Source organism: Streptomyces sp. Je 1-4 4N24, from assembly GCF_026239515.1.
In the GTDB taxonomy this organism is placed as follows: domain Bacteria; phylum Actinomycetota; class Actinomycetes; order Streptomycetales; family Streptomycetaceae; genus Streptomyces; species Streptomyces nigrescens.
The window spans coordinates 882,063-902,036 of record NZ_CP110836.1; the positions used below are offsets into that span (position 1 = coordinate 882,063).

Annotated in this window: 19 protein-coding genes and 3 pseudogenes; 14 read left to right on the forward strand and 8 right to left on the reverse strand. The window is 72.3% G+C overall.

Annotation, left to right across the window (positions count from 1 at the left end):
* Positions 1-19: 19 nt before the first annotated feature.
* A pseudogene (locus tag SLV14N_RS38920) lies at positions 20-247 on the reverse strand (hypothetical protein); the annotation flags it as partial.
* Between the two features lie 50 nt (positions 248-297).
* On the opposite strand from SLV14N_RS38920, the gene SLV14N_RS03550 reads away from it, so the two are divergent.
* From SLV14N_RS03550 to SLV14N_RS03565, 4 genes are all read left to right on the forward strand, one after another.
* A complete protein-coding gene (locus SLV14N_RS03550) occupies positions 298-723 on the forward strand; it encodes a GNAT family N-acetyltransferase (protein WP_208679688.1) in 426 nt (141 codons plus the stop codon).
* 211 nt (positions 724-934) lie between these two features.
* A complete protein-coding gene (locus SLV14N_RS03555) occupies positions 935-2,278 on the forward strand; it encodes a hemolysin family protein (protein ID WP_263267981.1) in 1,344 nt (447 codons plus the stop codon).
* On the forward strand, positions 2,275-3,294 hold the full coding sequence (locus SLV14N_RS03560) for a hemolysin family protein (protein WP_263267983.1): 1,020 nt from the start codon (positions 2,275-2,277) through the stop codon (positions 3,292-3,294). The genes SLV14N_RS03555 and SLV14N_RS03560 overlap by 4 nt, the downstream gene beginning before the upstream one ends.
* A gap of 115 nt (positions 3,295-3,409) precedes the next feature.
* The gene (locus tag SLV14N_RS03565; RefSeq protein WP_263267985.1) at positions 3,410-4,246 is read left to right on the forward strand and encodes an FAD-dependent monooxygenase; all 837 of its coding nucleotides are present in this window, start codon (positions 3,410-3,412) and stop codon (positions 4,244-4,246) included.
* Here the strand turns inward: SLV14N_RS03565 and SLV14N_RS03570 are convergent.
* Positions 4,221-4,844 carry a TetR/AcrR family transcriptional regulator gene (locus SLV14N_RS03570; protein ID WP_263267987.1) on the reverse strand — a complete coding sequence of 208 codons (624 nt, stop codon included), beginning with the start codon at positions 4,842-4,844 and terminating at the stop codon, positions 4,221-4,223. The two genes, SLV14N_RS03565 and SLV14N_RS03570, sit on opposite strands and share 26 nt — an antisense overlap.
* A 124-nt stretch (positions 4,845-4,968) precedes the next feature.
* Here SLV14N_RS03570 and SLV14N_RS03575 point away from each other — a divergent pair, with 124 nt between their 5' ends.
* From SLV14N_RS03575 to SLV14N_RS03600, 6 genes and pseudogenes are all read left to right on the forward strand, one after another.
* On the forward strand, positions 4,969-5,769 hold the full coding sequence (locus SLV14N_RS03575) for an SGNH/GDSL hydrolase family protein (RefSeq protein ID WP_263267988.1): 801 nt from the start codon (positions 4,969-4,971) through the stop codon (positions 5,767-5,769).
* Positions 5,770-5,882: 113 nt separating this feature from the next.
* The gene (purB, locus tag SLV14N_RS03580; RefSeq protein ID WP_208687674.1) at positions 5,883-7,316 is read left to right on the forward strand and encodes an adenylosuccinate lyase; all 1,434 of its coding nucleotides are present in this window, start codon (positions 5,883-5,885) and stop codon (positions 7,314-7,316) included.
* Between the two features lie 11 nt (positions 7,317-7,327).
* Positions 7,328-7,885, forward strand: a complete 558-nt coding sequence (gene mug, locus SLV14N_RS03585) for a G/U mismatch-specific DNA glycosylase (RefSeq protein WP_208679694.1) — start codon at positions 7,328-7,330, stop codon at positions 7,883-7,885.
* Positions 7,886-8,104: 219 nt separating this feature from the next.
* Positions 8,105-8,521: pseudogene (locus SLV14N_RS03590) on the forward strand (alkaline phosphatase family protein); the annotation flags it as partial.
* A gap of 3 nt (positions 8,522-8,524) precedes the next feature.
* A complete protein-coding gene (locus tag SLV14N_RS03595; protein WP_263267989.1) occupies positions 8,525-9,835 on the forward strand; it encodes an MFS transporter in 1,311 nt (436 codons plus the stop codon).
* Between the two features lie 11 nt (positions 9,836-9,846).
* Entirely contained in the window at positions 9,847-10,863 is a 1,017-nt protein-coding gene (locus tag SLV14N_RS03600; protein ID WP_263273012.1) for a TolB-like translocation protein, read from the forward strand.
* Here the strand turns inward: SLV14N_RS03600 and SLV14N_RS03605 are convergent.
* The 3 genes from SLV14N_RS03605 to SLV14N_RS03615 are packed head-to-tail and all read right to left on the reverse strand — an operon-like array spanning position 10,860 to position 13,011.
* The gene (locus SLV14N_RS03605) at positions 10,860-11,294 is read right to left on the reverse strand and encodes a hypothetical protein (protein WP_263267990.1); all 435 of its coding nucleotides are present in this window, start codon (positions 11,292-11,294) and stop codon (positions 10,860-10,862) included. The genes SLV14N_RS03600 and SLV14N_RS03605 overlap by 4 nt on opposite strands.
* A gap of 48 nt (positions 11,295-11,342) precedes the next feature.
* Positions 11,343-12,077 (reverse strand): ABC transporter permease, encoded by a 735-nt coding sequence (locus SLV14N_RS03610; RefSeq protein WP_263267992.1) that lies wholly within the window; start codon positions 12,075-12,077, stop codon positions 11,343-11,345.
* A gap of 4 nt (positions 12,078-12,081) precedes the next feature.
* The gene (locus tag SLV14N_RS03615; RefSeq protein ID WP_263267994.1) at positions 12,082-13,011 is read right to left on the reverse strand and encodes an ATP-binding cassette domain-containing protein; all 930 of its coding nucleotides are present in this window, start codon (positions 13,009-13,011) and stop codon (positions 12,082-12,084) included.
* A gap of 108 nt (positions 13,012-13,119) precedes the next feature.
* Here SLV14N_RS03615 and SLV14N_RS03620 point away from each other — a divergent pair, with 108 nt between their 5' ends.
* Positions 13,120-14,382 carry a sensor histidine kinase gene (locus SLV14N_RS03620; protein WP_263267995.1) on the forward strand — a complete coding sequence of 421 codons (1,263 nt, stop codon included), beginning with the start codon at positions 13,120-13,122 and terminating at the stop codon, positions 14,380-14,382.
* Between the two features lie 19 nt (positions 14,383-14,401).
* On the opposite strand, the pseudogene SLV14N_RS38925 reads toward SLV14N_RS03620, so the two are convergent.
* Together SLV14N_RS38925 and SLV14N_RS03625 are read right to left on the reverse strand one after the other, a co-directional pair.
* Positions 14,402-14,845, reverse strand: a pseudogene (locus SLV14N_RS38925) (transposase); the annotation flags it as partial.
* Positions 14,846-15,135: 290 nt separating this feature from the next.
* On the reverse strand, positions 15,136-16,029 hold the full coding sequence (locus SLV14N_RS03625; RefSeq protein ID WP_208679702.1) for an NADP-dependent oxidoreductase: 894 nt from the start codon (positions 16,027-16,029) through the stop codon (positions 15,136-15,138).
* 69 nt (positions 16,030-16,098) lie between these two features.
* Here SLV14N_RS03625 and SLV14N_RS03630 point away from each other — a divergent pair, with 69 nt between their 5' ends.
* The 3 genes from SLV14N_RS03630 to SLV14N_RS03640 all read left to right on the forward strand — a co-directional run bounded on the left by SLV14N_RS03630 (position 16,099) and on the right by SLV14N_RS03640 (position 18,799).
* Entirely contained in the window at positions 16,099-16,674 is a 576-nt protein-coding gene (locus tag SLV14N_RS03630; RefSeq protein ID WP_208679703.1) for a TetR/AcrR family transcriptional regulator, read from the forward strand.
* Positions 16,675-16,889: 215 nt separating this feature from the next.
* Complete coding sequence (locus SLV14N_RS03635) at positions 16,890-17,540, forward strand: response regulator transcription factor (protein ID WP_263267996.1); 651 nt, start codon at positions 16,890-16,892, stop codon at positions 17,538-17,540.
* 86 nt (positions 17,541-17,626) lie between these two features.
* Positions 17,627-18,799: an ROK family transcriptional regulator gene (locus tag SLV14N_RS03640; protein ID WP_208679705.1), complete on the forward strand. Its 1,173-nt coding sequence runs from the start codon at positions 17,627-17,629 to the stop codon at positions 18,797-18,799.
* Between the two features lie 225 nt (positions 18,800-19,024).
* Here SLV14N_RS03640 and SLV14N_RS03645 read toward each other — a convergent pair whose 3' ends face one another.
* Positions 19,025-19,771 carry a GntR family transcriptional regulator gene (locus SLV14N_RS03645; protein ID WP_263267997.1) on the reverse strand — a complete coding sequence of 249 codons (747 nt, stop codon included), beginning with the start codon at positions 19,769-19,771 and terminating at the stop codon, positions 19,025-19,027.
* Between the last annotated feature and the right edge of the window lie 203 nt (positions 19,772-19,974).

Sequence of the window (19,974 nt, forward strand, 5' to 3'; positions counted from 1 at the left end):
CCGGTGCCGCGACGCCCACCACCAGCGCCTCACCGAGCAGGGTGAACGGCACCTCGGCGACCTGGGTGGTCTCGACGGCGTCCAGGCAGCGGGGTCCGCCGCCGAGCGCCCCGAGCCCGATGCCGGCGACGATCAACCAGCTGCCAGACCGAGGCGACCAGCCGGCCGGCGCCCGCCAGGCCGGCACAGGTGAGCGGCTCGTGGAAGGGGCAGCTGACGGCGGCGGCGCCGGGCCCGTGGTGTCCATGGCATGGAATCCGGTCGACACCCTGCTCCGCCCGGTGGTGGGATCGGGGCATGAGTGATCTTCATGTCCGGGCCGGAACGCCGGCCGATCTCGATGCCGTGCTGGCCTTCTGGAAGATCGCCGCCGAGGGCACCAGCATCAGCGATGACACCGACGGCGTGGCCCGGCTGGTGGCCCGTGACCCCGAGTCGCTGCTGCTGGCCGAGCGGGGCGGTGAACTGGTGGGCACGGTGATCGCCGGTTTCGACGGCTGGCGGTGTCATCTCTACCGGCTGGCCGTCCATCCCGGACACCGCAGGCAGGGCATCGGCGGCGCACTGCTGACGGCCGCCGAGGAGCGGTTCCGTGCGCTGGGCGGCCGGCGCGGCGACGCGATGGTCCTGGACCGCAATGAGTCGGCGCAGCACGCGTGGCGCGCGGCGGGTTACGCGCCCGAGCCGCAGTGGAGCCGCTGGGTCAAACACCTCGACGGCTGAGCGCGGCATCCGGAACCCGCAGAGCCCGCCCCGGCCCGGGGCGGGCTCTTTGTTCACCAGCGACTTTGCTGATCCTTTACCATAGTGTTCCCCTACCTACGTGAAAGGTGTGTGAGCGTCCAGCCATGGGCGAGCCTCCCAGTTGTCGAGCGTCCTCCCGACAGAGCGCGAACCTCCCGATCCTGTTCGATCATGGGACGGAGGTGACTCGATGACCGACCTGCTCTTTCTGGGCGTGGCGCTCCTCCTGACCCTGGCCTGTGGTGTCTTCGTCGCGGCCGAGTTCTCGCTGACGACCGTCGAGCGCAGCGATCTCGAACGTGCCGCCGAGCGCGGCGAGCGGGGCGCGGACAGCGCTCTGAAGGCGGTCCGCGGTCTCACCTTCCAGCTCTCCGGGGCGCAGCTCGGCATCACCGTCACCGGCCTGGTCATCGGCATGCTGTCCAAACCGGCCATCGCCACTCTGCTGGCGGGACCGCTGGACGCGATGGGCCTGCCGCGCTCGCTGGCGGACTCGCTGGCCGTGGTGCTCGGTACGGTGATCTCCACGGTCGTCCTGATGGTCGTCGGCGAGCTGGTCCCGAAGAACTGGGCCATCTCCCACCCGCTGGGCATCGCGAAGAAGGTCGCCACCGCCCAGCGCGGTTTCAGCGCCGCCTTCCGGCCGCTGATCCGGCATCTCAACAACACCGCCAACCGCACGGTCCGCCGGATGGGCCTGGACCCCGCCGAGGAGCTGGCCTCGGCCCGCGGCCCGCAGGAGCTGGTGGCGCTGGCCCGGCACTCCGCCAGGGAGGGCGCACTGGCGCCCGACACCGCCGAGCTCTTCGTCCGCACCCTCAATCTCGCCGATCTGACCGCGGAGAACGTCATGACACCGCGGGTGCAGGTGATCGCGCTGGAGGTGCAGTCCACCGCGGAGGACGTGGCGAATGCGACCCGGGCGACCGGACTGTCCCGCTTCCCCGTCTACCGCGGCAGCCTGGACAGCGTCGTCGGGGTGGCGCACATCAAGGACGTCCTGGCCGTTCAGGCCGAGCGCCGCCCCCGCCATCCGGTCTCCGAGCTGGTGCGCGAACCGCTGCTGGTCCCCACCACGCTGACCGTGGACCGGCTGCTCGACCGCCTCTCCGGCAAGCGCACGATGGCCGTGGTCATCGACGAATACGGCGGCACGGCCGGCGTGGTGACGCTGGAGGACATCGTCGAGGAGGTGGTCGGCGAGGTCCGCGACGAACACGACCCGTTGGAGACCCCCGATCTGGCACCGGCCGGCACCGACGCGGAGGGCCGCAAGGCCTACCAGGCCGACGGCGCCGCACGCACCGACCAGTTGGAGCGGATCGGCCTGCGGCTCCCGGAGGGCCCGTACGAGACCCTGGCCGGCCTGGTCGCCACCGAGCTCGGCCGGATACCGGAAGCCGGCGACACCCTGGAGGTGGCCGGCTGGTCGATGGATGTCCTGGATGCCGCCGGCCACCGCGCGGCCCGGGTACTGCTGCACGCCCCGCTGCCGGGCGGCACCGACGAGCAGGAGAAGGAGGCCCGGCGATGACCGCGGTGCAGCTTTTCGTGGGTCTGCTGACGCTGGTCGTCAACGCCTTCTTCGTGGGCGCCGAGTTCGCGCTGATCTCGGTGCGCCGCAGCCAGATCGAGCCGTACGCCGAGCGCGGTGACCGCCGGGCCACCAGCGTGCTGTGGGGTCTGCAGCATGTCTCGGCGCTGCTCGCGGCGGCCCAGCTGGGCATCACCCTGTGCACCCTGGTGCTGGGCGCGGTCGCCGAGCCCGCCATCGCCCACCTCCTGGAACCGGCGTTCCACGCGATGGGCATCTCGACCGCGCTGATCCACCCGATCTCGTTCGTGATCGCGCTGTCGCTGGCCACCTATCTGCACATGCTCTTCGGCGAGATGGTGCCGAAGAACGTCGCCCTGGCCGAGCCGGTGCGCAGCGCCCTGATGCTCGGGCCGCCCCTGGTCGCCCTGACCCGGGCGCTGCGCCCGGTGATCTTCGCGATCAATGCGCTCGCCAACGGGCTGCTCAAGCTGCTGCGGGTGGAGACCAGGGACGAGGTGGCCGCGACGTTCTCGGACGACCAGCTCGCGAAGATGGTCGAGGATTCCCGGGCGGCCGGTCTGCTCGACGAACGGGCGAAGGAACGGCTGCGCGACGCGCTGGAGCTGGGCCGCCGCCCGGTCAGGGACGTGGTGCTGCCGGTCGAGAAGGTCGTCTCCGCACAGATGGGGATCACCGCCGAGGGGCTGGAGCGGCTCGCCGCCGAGTCCGGGTTCTCCCGCTTCCCCGTGGTCGACGACACCCGGCGCATCCTCGGCTATCTGCACGTCAAGGACGCCCTGGACGCCAGCCCCCGCACACTGCCGTTCCCGGTCTCCGCGCTGCGCCCGATCGCCCGTGTGAAGGCCTCGACGCTGCTGGACGACGTGCTGACGGCGATGCGCGGATCCAGTACGCATCTGGCCGCGGTGATCGGCGACGACGGGCGGCTGGCCGGGCTGGTGACGATGGAGGACGTGCTCCGGGAGCTGGTGCTGCAACGCCCCGTGGCTTGACGAGGGGGCGGCGCCCCACTCCCCTGACCGATCGGTTAGATTACTGACCGAGCGGTCAGGGCTTTGTTTCCTCGCCGGTCGCCATCGCATGCGTACGCGAGGAGGGGGCACACAGATGGACCGCACGACGTGCTGCATCGTGGGCGGGGGGCCCGCCGGAATGATGCTCGGACTGCTGCTGGCCCGGGCCGGCATCGACGTGACCGTCCTGGAGAAGCACGCCGACTTCCTGCGGGACTTCCGCGGGGACACCGTCCATCCGTCGACCCTGCGGCTGCTGGACGAACTCGGCCTCGGCGAGGCCTTCGCGCGGCTGCCGTTCGCCAAGCTGGAGGAGATGCGGGCGCAGATCGGCGGCACCACGGTCGTGATGGGCGATATGCGGCGCCTCCCCGGCCGGCACAAGTACTTCGCCATGGTCCCGCAGTGGGACTTCCTCGATCTGCTCGCGGGCGCGGCCGCCGAGGAGCCCCACTTCACCCTGCGGATGCGCACCAGGGTCACCGGACTGCGCACGAGGGGCGACCAGGTCACGGGGGTGCGGTTCCTCGACGAGGACGGCGCACCCGGCGAACTCGCCGCCTCCCTGACGGTTGCCTGCGACGGCCGGGACTCGGTGGTGCGGCAGGCCGCCGGGCTCCGACAGCAGCTGTTCGAGGTGCCGATGGACGTCTGGCAGGTACGGGTGGACGCCCCGGCCGACAGCCTCAAGGGCGGCCGGGTCTTCGCCCACTTCGGCGGCGGCCAGGTCGCGGTCACCATGGACCGCGGTACGGTGATCCGCTCCGCGCTGGCCGGCACGCTCGACGGCAACCGACTGCCGGTGCCGATGCGGCTGCTGCGGCGGGTGCCGCCCCTGCGGACCGTGGCGGGCTATCTGGGCGGGTTCGGCATACGCCCCGAGCACGCCCCCGCTTTCGCCCGGGTCAGCTCCGCCGCTCGATCGCGTTGAGGGTGAACTCCTCCAGCTCCGCGGCAGCGGCGTCCAGATCGAGTTCGGGGTGGGCCAGCCAGTGCGCGATCACTCCGTCGATCGCACCGCCGATCGCCAGGGCGACGGTCTGCGGGTCGAACTCCCGCAGGACGCCCGCCTTCTGACCCTCCGTCAGCAGATCGGCGAGGGCCTGTCGGCGGCCGTGGGTGTCGTGCGAACCCGGCGTCTTGAGCCGGGTACCCTCACCGTCGTCGAGCAGCATCTCGGTGATCACCCGGACCTGGCGGCGGTTGGCCTGCTGATAACCGATCATCGCCCGTACGTAGGCGACGATCGCGTCCCGCGGGCCGTCCGCCCGCGCCAGCCGCTCGGTGACATAGGCGCTGAACCGCTCCATCACCTGCTCCAGCGCCGCCCGGGTGAGCTTGTCCTTCGAGGAGAAGTGGTAGAGCACCGCGGCCTTGGACAGCCCGGCCCGCTCGGCGATCGCCGACAGCGAGGTCGCGGGGTACCCGCGGGTGGAGATCACGTCGATGGTGGCGTCGATGAGCTGCTCGCGGCGGGCCCGTTCGGTGAACGTCGGCTCGTCGGGGCCGTCACCCCGGCGGGGAGTCATCGCGCGGCCACCTGCCTCTTTCCTCGCCGTCCGGACGCCACCAGACCGTACACCGCGGGCGCCTGCCGCCTCCCGTGGGACCGGGCATACCGCACGGTACGGCGAGCGGTAGGATCACCGCGCCATGGAGATGAATGCCCGTTACACCAGTTTCGTCGCGGTCGGCGACAGCTTCACCGAGGGAATGTCGGACGCCCTGCCGGACGGCTCGTACCGCGGCTGGGCCGATCTGCTCGCCGCCCGGCTGGCGGCCGCGGCCCGGCCGCCGTCCGGGGAACCCGCCGCCGCACCGGGCTTCCGCTACGCCAATCTCGCGGTGCGCGGCAAGCTCATCGGGCAGATCGCCGACGAGCAGTGCGGGCGGGCGGCCGCGATGGGCGCCGATCTGGTGACGCTGGTCGGCGGGCTCAACGACATCCTGCGGCCCAAGTGCGATGTGGACCAGGTGTGCGCCCGCTTCGAGGACGCCGCCGGGCAGCTGGCCAAGGGCAGCGGGCAGCTGGTGCTGATGCGCAGCCCGGGGCGCCAGGGTCCGGTGCTGGAGCGCTTCCGGCCGCGCATGGAGCAGCTGTTCGCGCGGATCGACGAGGTAGCCGCGCGGCACGGTGCGGTGGTCGTGGATCTCTACGGGCCGCGGGCGCTGTCCGACCCGCGGCTGTGGGCCGACGACCGGCTGCATCTGAACGCCGAGGGGCACCGCCGGGTCGCGGAGGCCGTCTGGCAGGCACTCGGGCCGGCCGCCGAGTCGGACTGGGACGCGCCACTGCCGGCCGCCGCACCGCCGAGCTGGGGTGCACGGCGCGCCGCGGATCTGCGGTTCGCGCGCGAGCATCTGGTGCCGTGGACGGTCCGGCGGCTCACCGGCCGCTCCTCGGGCGACGGCCGCCCGGCCAAGCGCCCCGAGCTGCTGCCGTACGAGGACTGACACCCGGCGTCGCCGGGCTCCGGAGCCGCGGGTCGCGGCTTGGAGGAACCTACAGCCGGGACCGGGGCGCTGGCCTGCGCAAACCGCCAGTAGACTCTGACCACGTGACTGCTGTGTCTGCGAAGCCTCGCATCCCCAATGTCCTGGCCGGCCGCTACGCCTCCGCGGAGCTTGCCGAGCTGTGGTCCCCCGAATACAAGGTCAAGCTGGAGCGGAAGCTGTGGCTTGCCGTGCTGCGTGCACAGAAGGACCTGGGGGTGGAGGTCCCCGAGCAGGCGCTGGCCGACTACGAGCGAGTCCTGGACACCGTCGACCTGGCCTCCATCGCCGAGCGCGAGAAGGTCACCCGGCACGACGTCAAGGCCCGTATCGAGGAGTTCAACGCCCTCGCCGGCCATGAGCAGGTCCACAAGGGCATGACCTCCCGTGACCTGACGGAGAACGTCGAGCAGCTGCAGGTGCGGCTGTCGCTGGAGCTGATGCGGGACCGTACGGTCGCCGTGCTGGCACGCCTGGGCTCGCTGGCCGCCCAGAACGCCGAGCTGGTCCTCGCGGGCCGCTCGCACAATGTCGCGGCACAGGCCACGACGCTGGGCAAGCGCTTCGCGACCGCGGCGGACGAGCTGCTCGTCGCCTACGCCCGGGTGGAGGACCTGCTCACCCGCTACCCGCTGCGCGGTATCAAGGGCCCCGTCGGCACCGCCCAGGACATGCTCGACCTGCTGGGCGGGGACGCCGCCAAGCTCGCCGAGCTGGAGCAGCGGATCGCCGCGCACCTCGGCTTCGGCCAGGCCTTCACCTCCGTCGGCCAGGTCTACCCGCGGTCGCTGGACTACGACGTGGTGACCTCGCTGGTGCAACTGGCCGCCGCCCCCTCCTCGCTGGCCAAGACCATCCGGCTGATGGCCGGGCACGAGCTGGTCACCGAGGGCTTCAAGCCCGGCCAGGTCGGCTCGTCGGCGATGCCGCACAAGATGAACACCCGCTCCTGCGAGCGCGTCAACGGCCTGATGGTGATCCTGCGCGGCTATGCCTCGATGGCCGGTGAGCTCTCCGGTGACCAGTGGAACGAGGGCGATGTGTCCTGCTCCGTGGTGCGCCGGGTCGCCCTGCCGGACTCCTTCTTCGCGCTGGACGGCCTGCTGGAGACCTTCCTGACCGTGCTCGACGAGTTCGGCGCCTTCCCCGCCGTCGTCGCCCGTGAGCTGGACCGCTATCTGCCGTTCCTCGCCACGACGAAGGTGCTGATGGGGTCCGTACGCGCCGGTGTGGGCCGCGAGGAGGCGCACGAGGCGATCAAGGAGAACGCGGTCGCGTCGGCGCTGGCCATGCGGGAGCAGGGCGCGGAGCGCAATGAGCTGCTGGACAAGCTCGCCGCGGATGCGCGGATTCCGCTGGACAAGGCGCAGCTGGACGCCCTGATGGCGGACAAGCTCTCCTTCACCGGCGCGGCGGCCGACCAGGTGACGGCCGTCGTCGCCCGGATCGAGGAGATCACCAAGCAGCACCCGGAGGCCGCGGCGTACACCCCCGGCTCGATCCTCTGACGCGAGGGCCCATGGGCTTCACTCCCGAAGAGCTGGCAGCCGCTCGCGACCGCGTCGTCCCGGACGTGGCCGCGAGCGGTCTGCGGGTGCTCTTCTGCGGCATCAACCCCGGGCTGATGACGGCGGCCACCGGCCACCACTTCGCCCGACCCGGCAACCGGTTCTGGCCGGTTCTGCATGCCGCCGGATTCACGCCGCGCCGGCTCCGGCCCGCCGAGCAGGAGGAGTTGCTCGCCCATGGCCTCGGCATCACCAATGTCGTGGCGCGGGCGACGGCCAAGGCCGATGAGCTGACCGCGCAGGAGTACCGCGAGGGCGGCCGGCTGCTGGCCGAGAAGGTGGCGCGGCTGCGCCCCCGCTGGCTCGCCGTCGCCGGTGTCACGGCGTACCGCGTCGCCTTCGACGACAAGAAGGCAGCGATCGGGCCACAGCAGCGCATGCTGGGCGACACCCGCCTCTGGGCCCTGCCCAACCCCAGCGGTCTGAACGCCCATTGGACGGTGGCGGCCATGGCGGAGGAGTACGGGCGGCTGCGTGCCGCGGCGTTCGCGGAGGACGACGGCGTATAAGGCCGTCCACCGTTCGGCCGGCCGTCACCTTGAAGGCATGTACATGGCTACCGGACGGTTCTACTCTGACGCCGCCCGTGCACGCCCCCACTCCCCACGGAGACTGCCGTGCCTGCCACGTCCGCGTCCCCTTCCGCCGCCGTGTCCCCCTCCTCCCAGCGCATCCGCCGCTCACGCCGCCGCGAAGTCACCGCGCTCGCCGGGGCGTTCGGCCTGGCCAACCCGTGGTTCGGCTTCAGCAATGTCTCCACCGGCTCGGCACACACCCTCGACGCGTTCCCCTCCGACTTCTCCAAGCTGCCCACCGTCTCGTTCGTCGTGCCGAACCTGTGCAGCGATATGCACGACTGCTCGGTGTCCACGGGTGACACCTGGCTGAAGAACCACCTCAAGAGCTACGCCGACTGGGCCAGGACCCACAACAGTCTGCTGCTGCTCACCTTCGACGAGGACAACCGGCTCAGCGGCAACCGCATCCCGACCGTGCTGTACGGCCGGCCGGTGCAGCCCGGCTCCACCTCGTCCACCACCTACAACCACTACGACGTGCTGCGCACGCTCGAGGACATGTACGGCACCTCGCACGCGGGCCACGCCGCCGACGCCAAGGACATCAGCGGTATCTGGGCCGGCTGACCCGTGTATCTCGCAGACGGCCGCCCGGCCCCTTCCGTATCGCCGGGCGGCCGGCGTGCCGGCCGCGGCCGTCGTGTCCGGGCCGCCGTTCCCTCCACGGTGCTGGTCCTGGGCGTCGTCAGCCTCATCACCGACATCTCCTCGGAGATGGTGACGGCCGTGCTCCCGCTGTACCTCGTCGCCGAACTCGGCCTGTCCCCCCTGGGGTTCGGGGTGCTTGACGGGGTCTACAACGGGGTGAGTGCGCTGGTCCGGCTGGTGGGCGGGCGACTGTCGGACCGGGGTGGCGGACGTGGGCACAAGGCGGTGGCCGTGGTGGGGTACGGGCTCTCCGCCCTCTGCAAGCCGCTGTTGCTCATGGTGCACACGTTGCCGCTGATCGGGGCGGTGCTGGCGGTGGACCGGACCGGCAAGGGGCTGCGGACCGCACCGCGGGACGCGATGATCTCCCTGGCCGCCGAACCGGCCACCCGGGGGCGGGCGTTCGGGGTGCACCGGGCGATGGACACCGCGGGCGCCCTGTGCGGCCCGCTGGTGGCGTTCATGCTGCTGCGGGCGGCTGCGGAAGGCTATGACGCGGTGTTCACGGTCAGCTTCTGTGTCGCCGTACTGGGCGTGGTCGTCCTCCTGCTGTTCGTCCCGGGGCGCGCCCTGCCCGCCGCGGAGGACACCGCCGGACGGGCCCCGGACGGGCCCCGGACGCCGGTGCGCGCCCTGCTGCGACGGCCGCAGGTACGCCGGCTGACCGGGTGTGCCGTGCTGCTCGGGCTGACCACCGTCAGCGACTCCTTCCTGTATCTGGCCCTGCAGCGGCGGCTGGACCTCCCGGCGGGGTGGTTTCCGCTGCTCCCGCTGGGCACCGCCGCGGTGTTTCTGTCGCTGGCGGTGCCGATGGGTGCGATTGCCGACCGGATCGGCCGGCGGCGGCTGTTCCTGGCCGGGCATCTGGTGCTGCTCGGCGCCTATGGGCTGCTGCTGGCTCCCTTCGGCGGCGGCGCCGGGCTGATCTGTGCCGTCCTCCTACTGCACGGCGCGTTCTACGCGGCGACCGACGGAGTGCTGGCGGCCGCGACCGCCGACGCGGTGCCCGAGGACGCCCGCGGCAGCGGGCTGGCGGTGGTGCAGACCGGTCAGACGGCCGCCCGCTTCGTCTGCTCGCTCGCCTTCGGTGCCGCCTGGACCGCCTGGGGCGACCGCACCGCCGTCCTTGCCGCGGCCGTCGGACTGGCCCTGGCCGCGGTCCTCAGCGCCCGGCTGCTGCGCCCGGCCGCAGCGGCACCGGCGCCCAACTCCCCCTCGGAGCACACACCGTGACCCGCATCCCGATGAACCGCACCGCGCGCCTGCTCCTCCTGCTCGCCGCAGTGCTCGTACTCGGCGGGGTCGCCGTCGGTGCGACCCTGCACGCCGCCGGGCGCGCCGACCGCAAGGACCGTACGCAGTCCGGGGGCCCCGAGGTGACCTCCGGGCCCGTACGCCTGGACGATCCGCAGCACGGCCTCTTCCGGAACATGGCCTGGGGTCCGCACCGCGACGAGATCACCGCCGTACCGGAAGGGCGGCTCACCGGCCCGCGCACCGCGTCCGGAGTCCGCTGCCTGCGTTTCCACGCGGCCTCCGGAACCGGCATCTGCCTCCAGGCGGTCCACGGCGAACTCCGGGACACCTACCGCGCCGTCGTCCTGGACAACCGGATGCGCGAACGGCGCCACTACGACCTGGCCGGGACCCCGACCCGCGCCCGGGTCTCCCCCAGCGGCCGCACCGTCGCCTGGACCGTCTTCGTCAGCGGTGACTCCTACGCGGGCACCGCCTTCTCCACCCGTACCTCCGTCGTCGACACCCGCGGCCGGCACCTGGACGCCAACCTGGAGACCTATGCGCTGACCGTCGACGGACACCGGGTCCACGCCGTCGACATCAATGTCTGGGGCGTCACCTTCGCCGACGACACCCACTTCTACGCCACGGCCACCACGGCCGGAAAGACCTATCTCGTCCGCGGCGACCGCAGCACCAGAACCCTCCGGGCCCTGCACCCCAATGTCGAATGCCCCTCGCTGTCCCCCGACGGCACCCGTATCGCCTACAAGAAGCGGATCGCGGGCGCCGACCCGGACACCCCCTGGCGGCTGTACGTCCTCGACCTGCGCACCCTGCGCGAGACCGCGACCGCCGAACACCGCAACATCGACGACCAGGCCGTCTGGCGCGACGGCCACACCCTGGTCTACTCCCTGCCCGGCGACTACGGCTCCGATCTGTGGACCGTCCCCGCCGACGGCACCGGCACCCCGCACCGCCTCCTCTCCGCGGCGCTCGCCCCCGCCTTCTCCCGCTAGACCGCCCCTTCCCCCACCGCCACCAGCAGCTGCATCGGCAGCTCGTGCGCGCCCTGCCCCACTCCCACGCCGATCCAGCGACCCTGCACCTGCCAGCCGTGCATCCGCGGGACATATCCGCAGAGGGTGTCCAGTGGGGGGCGGACCGGCAGGCCCCGCGCGGTCCGCTCCAAGTGATCGGCAAGGTCCACTACTTCGGGCTCGCCCCACCGTAAGGACAGTGCCTGCACCAGCGCCGTCAGCTCGGCCTCGAACTCCTCCGCGGCCTCCGCCACCTCGGTGAGGTCCGCGTCCCAGAACTCCTGGCTGACCCGCAGGCCGACTATGTGGAAGCCCGGACCGCTTTCGACCAGGGCGGAGCGGCCCGGAGCGGCGGGGAAATCCCGGAGCCGCCATCGGTCGATGACAGTGAGATACGCGTCAGTGGTCATGCCGTCAGTAAACCGCCCGGGTCTGACAATTGACCCGCGCCCGGTCCCTCACACATCCCTGCGCAGCAGTGACCGCAGCCCCGCTGCCGCGGCCAGCGCCGCCCAGCCGGCCATCACCGCGATGCCGGACCACGCCCCGAGCGCCCCCTCGGGCGCAAGGTGCAGAATCTGCTGTCCCGCCCGGTCCGGAAGGAACTGGCCCACCTTTCTCATGGCGTCCAGTGAGCCGAACAGCGGGCCGAGAGAGAGGAAGAGCGGGACGAGCAGACTCAGGGTCCCGACGGGGCTGCGCAGCAGCGCGGCGACACCGGCGGAGAGCACCGCGAGCAGCCCGAAGTAGAGACCGCAGCCGACGGCGGACCGCACCACGCCCGGCGAGCCGACGCTCACACCCGCCTCGCCGAGCAGCGCCTGCCCCCCGGTCACGGACGCAAAGCCGGCCACCAGCCCGACGGCAAGGGCAAGCCCGCCCACGGTGACGAGCTTGCCCGCGTACAGCAGTCCTCGGCGCGGCACAGCGGTCAGGGAGACCCGGATGGAGCCGCTGGACCACTCCCCCGCGACCGCGAGGACGCCGCAGATGATGGCCCCGAACTGGCCGATGTTGAGACCGAAGTAGGCATGGAAGACCGGGTCGAAGTGTGGATCCGATCCGTCGTAGCTGCCGCAGACGAAGCAGGCGATCGCGAGGGTCACCACGAGGACGGCGGAGAGGCTGTACGACAGGGAACGCAGGGAGCGGATCTTCGTCCACTCGGAGCGGAGCACGGCGGCGAACAGCATGGCGTCAGACCTCCTGGGTCTTCGGAGTGGCGGAGACGAACTCGGCGGCGTCCGCGGTCAGCCGCAGATAGGCAGCTTCCAACGAGGGCGCCTCATCGGCGAGTTCGAGGACCGGGATGCCCCGGCGGGCGGCGAGCGCGCCGATATCGGCGGGTTCGGCGCCCTCGACCAGCCAGCCGCCGGATCCGTCCGGTGCCGCCTCCCACCCGGCGCGGGCGAGCTCGTCGTGCAGCCGGGGCCCTTCCGACGTGCGCACCCGCACCCTGCGGTGGGTGTGCGCGCGCAGGAAGGTGTCCATGGCGGTGTCGGCAAGCAGCCGGCCGCGCCCCAGCACGATCAAGTGGTCGGCGGTCAGGGCGGTCTCGGTCATCAGATGGCTGGAGATCAGCACCGTACGGCCGTCGGCGGCAAGGCGCTTGAGGAGCGTACGGATCCAGATGATGCCCTCCGGGTCGAGCCCGTTGGTGGGCTCGTCCAGCATCAGCACGGCCGGGTCGCCGAGCAGCGCGGCCGCGATGCCGAGCCGCTGCCGCATGCCGAGTGAGAAGGTCCTGACCCGCTTGCCCGCCACCGCCGACAGCCCGGTCTCCTCCAGGACCTCCGCCACGCGCCGTACCGGGATGCGGTTGCTGTGGGCGAGGGCGAGGAGGTGGTCGCGGGCGCGCCGGGCCCCGTGGGCGCCGCCCGCGTCCAGCAGCGCCCCGACGTGCCGCAGCGGGTTGTCCAGGGCGCGGAAGGCACGGCCGCCGACGGTGGCGGTTCCCGACGTGGGACGGTCCAGACCCACGACCATCCGCATGGTGGTGGACTTGCCGGCGCCGTTGGGGCCGAGGAACCCGGTGACCCGCCCCGGTTCCACTCGGAAGGTGAGGTCGTCCACGGCGCGCACGGTTCCGTAGAGCTTCGTCAACTGCTGCACTTCAATGAAGTTCATGCCACAAGGCTGGCTGCCGTACCCGGCCTCTGACCTCCCCCGCCGTCGGGGAAAGCCTCCCCCGGGCGGGGGAGGCCGCGGGCCGGTGGCCGCTGTCACGATGACGGGGTGCCCTTCTCGCTCTCCGCCGTTCTCCGCCCGCTCTCCCGGGCCGTCACCTACACCCGGTGGCTGCATCTGCTGATCGCCTCGGTGGCCGGGGTGCTGGTCGGCTTCCTGTACAACAAACCCTTCTTCGCGGGCGGATGGCTGACGTGGCTGTGGATGGCAGTGCTCCCCCTGCCACTGCTCCTGCTTGCCGCCCTGATACCGGTGGTCCGCCGCGTCGAGGGGCTCCAGGCCCAGCTGCTGCTGACCCCGGGCCCGCACGGCCTCGAAGCGCGTGCCGCGTCCGGGATCGCCACGACCCCGTCGGGCTCCTGGAGCGATCGTGGCCGTACGGCGGTGTGGCTGCTGCTGCGGCTCGAAGCGGGCGTCGCCCTGTCGGCCCTGACCGCTCAACTCCCCCTACTGGCCGGGGCGTTCGCGATGGCTGCCGCAGGACGCCCCACGCGCCTCAAGGGCCTGCCGGCGATCGAAGCGCCCCACTGGTGGTACGGGCTGCTCGCACCGCTTCCGCTCGTTCTGCTGGCGGCGGTCGCCGTCGGGGCCGGCTCGCTGACGGCGGCCGCCGCCCGGCTGCTGCTGGGCCCCTCGGCCGCCGAGCGGCTGACCGAACTGGAGGCCCGTACGGAGCGCCTGCTGGAACACAACCGGCTGGCCCAGGAGCTGCACGACGCGATCGGCCACGCGCTGACCGTCACCGTGCTGCAGGCGGGCGCGGCCCGGACCGCCGGTTCGCCCGAGTTCACCGAGCGGGCGCTGGCCGCCATCGAGGACACCGGCCGCGAGGCGCTGGCCGATCTGGAGCGGGCGCTGCGGCTGCTGCGCGAGGACGCGCCGGGTCCCGCCGGCCGGCCGGCGCTCACCGACACCGAGCGCCTGCTGGAGTCGGCACGGGCCGCGGGTGCGGACCTGCGCGCCGAGCTGAGCGGCCCCCTGGAGAGACTGCCGGGACCCGTCTCCCGGGAGGGGTACCGCATGGTGCAGGAGTCCCTGACGAATGTGCTGCGGCATGCGGGCCCGGTGCCGGTGTCCGTACGGATAGCCGCCGACGCCGACGCACTGGAACTGGAGGTTCGCAATCCGCTGCCCGTCACCTCCCCGAACCCCGGCAGCGGCGGCCGTGGTCTGCGCGGCATCCGCGAACGGGCCGCGCTGCTCGGCGGCGAGGCCGAGACCGGGCCGGACGGCGGCGAGTGGCGGGTGCGCGCCCGTCTCCCGCTGCGCCAACTAGGACCTGTCCGGGCGACCATCTGCGGAGCCAGATGACAAGGGCTGCTGCGGTGATGGCGCCGAGATGGACATAGCCGCGCTTGTCGTAGCGAGTCGCGGCGGCTCGGGAGTTCTTCAGCTTGTTGATGGCCCGTTCGACGGTCTTGCGTTTCGTGTACCGCTCCTCGTCGAAGCCCGGTGGCGCCCACCTCGTGAGCCCTTGCGCAGGCGGGGCGGCCCGGCTGTCGGCCTTCTCCGGGATCGTGTGCCGGGTGCCCCGTTCGCGCAGGTAGGCGCGACACGGCCCGTTGCTGTAGGCCTTGTCGGCGGCCAGGCTGTCGGCCTTCTTACGGGGCCTGCCCGGACCAACCCGGGGAACACGGATCTTCTCCAGCACGGGGTCGAACTGCGTGCAGTCCGCCCGCTGCCCCGGGGGGACGACCAGGGACAGCGGGCGGCAGCGACCGTCCGCGCTCAGGTGGACTTTGGTGGTGAAGCCGATGGTCCCGCCACCTGCCACAACGCCTGTTGCTGACCGGCAGGAACGGCCTCAGCCGTTCCCACTCCTCATCCGTGAGATCACTCCGCCCCATGCCCGGACCAACGAGCGAGACAGGCGACAGTCCAGGCCGTCTCCGCACCGGCGGCGACCGGCCCGTCCGGAAACGCCGACGGCCTGAACCGGATCTCGGCGGAGGGCGCCGCGGTCGCCCTGGTGGGCGAGGCGTAACCGCCCCGGTTTCGTCCGACGCCACTTCACCACCCGCCAGTGACCGGCCGTTCGGCGCGGGACGCCGGGCGGGCCGCGGCTCAGACGACCAGGACCCGGCGCCCCCGGGTGTGGCCGGCGCGGCTGTCAGCGTGCGCCGCCGCTGCCTCGGTGAGCGGGTACGACTTCTCGACCGGGATGTGGAGCCTGCCCCGCGAGATCAGGTCGACGGCCTCGGCGAGCGCGTCCGGCACGCTCCCGGCCACGCCGGAGAACCGGACGCCCAGCTGCGGCGCACCGAGGTCGGCGATGGAGACGACCTTGCGCGGGTCCCCGGTCAGCTCGACGAGTTCGCGGATCACGCCCGAGCCGGCCAGGTCGAGGGCGGCGTCGACTCGGCCCAGGTGCCGCACCCGTTCGACCCAGCCCTCGTTGTAGGTCGTGGCGAGGGCGCCCAGGCTGTGCAGGTAGTCCTGGTTCGCAGCCCCGGCCGTGCCGATCACCGTGATGCCGCGCTCGCGGGCGATCTGCAACACCGCCGAACCGACGCCGCCGGACGCGCCGCTGACCAGCAGCGTCTGCCCGGTCCGCACGCCGACCTCGCGGATGATGCGCAGCGCGGTCTCCACCACCGACGGGTACCCGGCCGCCTCCTCGAAGGCCAGTCCCTCGGGCATCCGGGCCCAGGCCGACAGCACGGCGAATTCGGCGTACGTGTCGGCGCCTTCGCCGAACACGCGGTCGCCGACCTCGACCCCCTCGACGCCCTCGCCGACCTCATCCACCACCCCGGCGGCGTCCAGTCCGACCCCGGCGGGCAGCTCGACCGGATGGGCTCCCAGGACCTGGCCCTCCCTGATCCTCCAGTCGACGGGGTTGACACCCGCCGCCCGTACGGCGATGCGTATCCGACCGGGGCTCGCGTGGGGCTCCTCGGCTTCCACCAGTTGCAGGACCTCGGGACCGCCGAACTCGGCGAAACTGATTTTCCTCATGCGGCGAAGATAGCCCTAACCGTTAGGGTTTCACAACGGTTAGGAATTCATACCTGGTAGTGTCAGGGCATGACCGAGCCCTCCGGACGCCGCGAACGCAAGAAGGCCGCGACCCGTCAGAAGATCGCTGACACCGCGCTGCGGCTCTTCCTGGAGCGCGGGTACGACGCCGTGGGTATCCGTGACGTGGCGGCCGAGGCCGACGTGGCCGTCACCACCGTTTTCGCCCACTTCGCCTCAAAGGAGGCCCTGGTGTTCGAGCGCGACCAGGACTTCGAGCAGCGCCTCACGAGGGCGGTAACCGACCGGCCTCCGCACGAGCCGCTCATCCCGGCGCTGCACCGCGAGGTCCAGGCCCTGGTGCGGCACTGCACGGCGGAGGGCAGCGCCCCCGTCCGACGCATGATCGAGGGATCATCCGCCCTGCGGGAATACGAGGAGTCGATGAGCCTGCGTCACGCGCAGGCGCTGGCAGCGGCGCTGGCCGCCGATCCCCACCTGTCCCGGAGTGCGACGGTCTGCCGGGCGACCGCGCGGTTCGCCATCGACGCCTACGCGCTGGCCTGCCGGGCGGACGATCCCGGGGCCACTGTGGACGAGGTCTTCCGGATGATCAAGGCGGCCTGGGAAGCCACCGCGCCCTGAGCCGGGGACGCCGGCGCGCTGCGGCCGGCGCCGGGGCGCAACGGACCGTGCCACGACCACCCGCGCAGGCACGGCATCCGGCACACGATCCCGGGGAAGACCGACCGTCAGGCCGCCCGCCTGCGGGAGGGCTCCCCCCCGCGGCGGGCGGCCCGCGGCAGCCCTCGTCATCTGGCTCCACACATGATCGGCCGGACAGGCCCTACGCTGACCCCGTGCCGATTTCCGTACTCCTGGTGGACGACGAGCCGCTGGTCCGCGCGGGACTGCGCGCCATTCTGGAAGCGCAGACCGATATCGAGGTGGCGGGCGAGGCGGCCGACGGAGCCTCCGTCGTCCCGCTGGTGCGGAAGCTCCGGCCCAATGTGATCGCCATGGACGTACGGATGCCGCTCCTGGACGGCATCGAGGCGACCCGCGCGGTGCTGCGCTCGGTGCCCGAGCCGCCCCGGATCCTCGTCGTCACCACGTTCGAGGAGGACGAGTACGTCTACGAGGCGCTGCGCGCCGGCGCGGACGGCTTTCTGCTCAAGCGCTCCCGGCCGGCCGAGATCGTGCACGCGGTGCGGCTCGTTGCCGAGGGCGGCTCGCTGTTGCTCCCGGCGGCGCTGCGCACCATGGCGGCCGGCCGCCGCAACGACCGCGCCCGGGCCGACTTCGAGCGGGCGGCGCTCACCACACGCGAGCAGCAGGTGCTGCGGCTGATGTCCCGTGGGCTGTCGAACGCGGAGATCGCCGACGAGCTGGTCCTGGGGGCCGAGACCGTGAAGACGCATGTCAGCTCGGTGCTGGGGAAGCTCGGGGCCAGGGACCGCACCCAGGCCGTGATCGCCGCGTACGAGTCCGGGTTCGTCTCGCCCGGCTGACCGCGGCGAGCAGCCCCTCCGGGACTCGCCGCCCCTCAGGTGACCGGCTACGATCCGCCACACACGCAAAGTGAGGGAGACGGACGTTGGGGCGGCTCACCGGCGGGGACCCGTCCCTGCTGCGACGGATCAACTCCGCGGTGGTGCTGCATGCGCTGCGCGCCGCGGACTCCCCCACGCTCACCGACCTCGTCCAGGTGACGGGGCTGTCCCGGCCGACGGTCGAGGGCGTGGTGGAGGGGCTCATCGAGACCGGGCTGGTGGTCGAGGTGCCCGCCGAGGAAGGTGAGACACGTCGTCAGGGGCGGCCGGCCCGCCGGTTCCGGTTCCGTACGGAAGCCGGCCATCTGCTGGGCATCGAGATCGGCCCGCACCGCGTCGCGGCCCTGCTGTCCGACCTGGGCGGACAGGTGCTGGACACCGCGCAGCGGCCCGTGGACGAGGCCGCACCGGCCGATGAGCGGCTGGAGCGGGTCCGTGCCGTGGTGGCCGATCTGCTGCGCCGTACGGGCGTGCCCCGCCGTTCGCTGCGGGCCGTCGGGGCGGCCGGCCCCGGCATCGTGGAGTCGGACGGCACCGTACGGCTGAGCACCGCGCTGCCGGGCTGGACGGGGCTGCCGCTGGGTGAGCGGCTGCGCCGGTCGTTCCGCTGCCCGGTGCTGGTCGAGAACGACGCGAACGCCGCCGCGGTGGCCGAGCACTGGCAGGGCGCGGCGACCGGCTCGGATGACATCGTTTTCGTGCTGGCGGGGCTCAGTCCCGGTGCCGGCTCGCTGATCGGCGGTCGACTGCACCGCGGATTCGGCGGGGCCGCCGGGGAGATCGGTGCGCTGCATCTGCTCGGCCGCGAGGCGACACCGGAGAAGCTGCTGTCGACGACCGGCGAGCCCCTGCATCCCCTGGACGAGGCGCAGGTTGCGGCGGTCTTCGCGGCAGCGCGGGACGGTGACACACAGGCACGGGAGGCGGTGGACCGCTTCATCCGGCGGCTGGTGCACGATGTCGCGGCACTGGTGCTGGCGCTGGATCCGGAGCTGGTGGTGATCGGCGGCTGGGCGGCGGGCCTGGCGGGCGTACTGGAGCCGTTGCGCGGGGAGTTGGCGCGCTACTGTCTGCGCCCGCCGCAGGTCGTCCTGTCGCAGCTCGGCGAGGCGGCGGTGGCCACTGGGGCGCTGCGGCTGGCGCTCGACCACGTGGAGGGCGAACTCTTCGCGGTGGAGGGCACGGTGACGGGCCGTCGCGGAACCGCGGCGCGCTGACGGCCACTACTGAGCGGGGGCGTGACCAGCCGCCACTGAGCCGGGGCGTGACGACGGCCCCGCCCACTGCCCCACGGCGCGACGATGACCCCGCCAACTGGCTCACGGCGCGATGACGGCCCCGCCCACTGTCTCAACGCCCGCCACCCAACCGCCCACCGAACGGAACGGGCCCGCTCCGAAGCATGATCCGCAGCGGGCCCGTACGTCAGCTGCCAGGCGGGCTCAGCCCGCCAGCAGGGCGACCGCCTCGCTCTCGCCGAAGGTCAGACGGCAGGTGTCCGCACGGTAGGTGGAGACCGCGACGGCGGTGGTGCGGCCCCCCGACACATAGCGGGTGGTGACGACCAGGACGGGCGCGCCGGGCAGCCGGTCCAGCTGCTTGGCGTCCTCCGCACGGGCCGAGCCGAGCTCGACGGTACGGTCCTGGCCCTCCAGCTCCAGCGACTGCAGCTCCTGCAGCACCGCATGGGCGCGCGCCGGGCCGTTCAGTACACCGGTCTCCTGGCAGCCCGGGACCACGGCCGCCGGGACGTACAGCAACTCGGCGGCGAGGGGCCGGCCCTGGGTGACCCGGCTGCGGCGGACGATGTGCACCCGGTCGCCGGCGGCCGTCTCCAGCAGGTGGGCCACCGCGGTGGGCACCGTATCGCTCTCGACGGAGTCGACCGGCTGCCAGTCGTCACCGGCGGCGCCGGGCCAGGTGTGACGGGCGGGGGCGACGGCGACCCCGACGCGGGGCGGTGCGACCGTGGTGCCCACCCCTCGGCGGCGCTGGAGTCTGCCTTCCAGCTCCAGCTGTTCGAGCGCCTGACGCAGCGTGGCCCGTGCGACGCCGAACCGCGCCGCCAGATCACGCTCGTTGGGCAGAATCTCGCCGACCGTGAACTCCGAGTCCAGCGCCTCGCTGAGCACGGTCTTGAGGTGCCAGTACTTCGGCTCCGGCACCGTTTCGAGCTGCGTGGTCCCCACCCTGTCCTCCGCACTGACCGTAAACCGGGGCTGCTCCCCCATGGGACTCGGGCCGCGCGCGGCCGGCAGATCTGGGCCCGCTGCGCGCCCGATTATGAGCGCTTCTTTATTAAAGGTTGTTGCAGTATCCCGACGATATGGCCGCCTCCACCCTTGGTCAAGACCAATCCGGTATCCGTTTCGGACCGCCCGCACGCCCGGAC

What these genes read in the sequence shown, in the direction of transcription:
- SLV14N_RS03550 (WP_208679688.1), top strand. Translation starts at nt 298, where the DNA reads ATGAGTGATCTTCATGTCCGGGCCGGAACGCCGGCCGATCTCGATGCC.
- SLV14N_RS03555 (WP_263267981.1), top strand. Translation starts at nt 935, where the DNA reads ATGACCGACCTGCTCTTTCTGGGCGTGGCGCTCCTCCTGACCCTGGCC.
- SLV14N_RS03560 (WP_263267983.1), top strand. Translation starts at nt 2,275, where the DNA reads ATGACCGCGGTGCAGCTTTTCGTGGGTCTGCTGACGCTGGTCGTCAAC.
- SLV14N_RS03565 (WP_263267985.1), top strand. Translation starts at nt 3,410, where the DNA reads ATGGACCGCACGACGTGCTGCATCGTGGGCGGGGGGCCCGCCGGAATG.
- SLV14N_RS03570 (WP_263267987.1), bottom strand. Translation starts at nt 4,844, where the DNA reads ATGACTCCCCGCCGGGGTGACGGCCCCGACGAGCCGACGTTCACCGAA.
- SLV14N_RS03575 (WP_263267988.1), top strand. Translation starts at nt 4,969, where the DNA reads ATGGAGATGAATGCCCGTTACACCAGTTTCGTCGCGGTCGGCGACAGC.
- mug (WP_208679694.1), top strand. Translation starts at nt 7,328, where the DNA reads ATGGGCTTCACTCCCGAAGAGCTGGCAGCCGCTCGCGACCGCGTCGTC.
- SLV14N_RS03600 (WP_263273012.1), top strand. Translation starts at nt 9,847, where the DNA reads ATGAACCGCACCGCGCGCCTGCTCCTCCTGCTCGCCGCAGTGCTCGTA.
- SLV14N_RS03605 (WP_263267990.1), bottom strand. Translation starts at nt 11,294, where the DNA reads ATGACCACTGACGCGTATCTCACTGTCATCGACCGATGGCGGCTCCGG.
- SLV14N_RS03610 (WP_263267992.1), bottom strand. Translation starts at nt 12,077, where the DNA reads ATGCTGTTCGCCGCCGTGCTCCGCTCCGAGTGGACGAAGATCCGCTCC.
- SLV14N_RS03615 (WP_263267994.1), bottom strand. Translation starts at nt 13,011, where the DNA reads ATGAACTTCATTGAAGTGCAGCAGTTGACGAAGCTCTACGGAACCGTG.
- SLV14N_RS03625 (WP_208679702.1), bottom strand. Translation starts at nt 16,029, where the DNA reads ATGAGGAAAATCAGTTTCGCCGAGTTCGGCGGTCCCGAGGTCCTGCAA.
- SLV14N_RS03630 (WP_208679703.1), top strand. Translation starts at nt 16,099, where the DNA reads ATGACCGAGCCCTCCGGACGCCGCGAACGCAAGAAGGCCGCGACCCGT.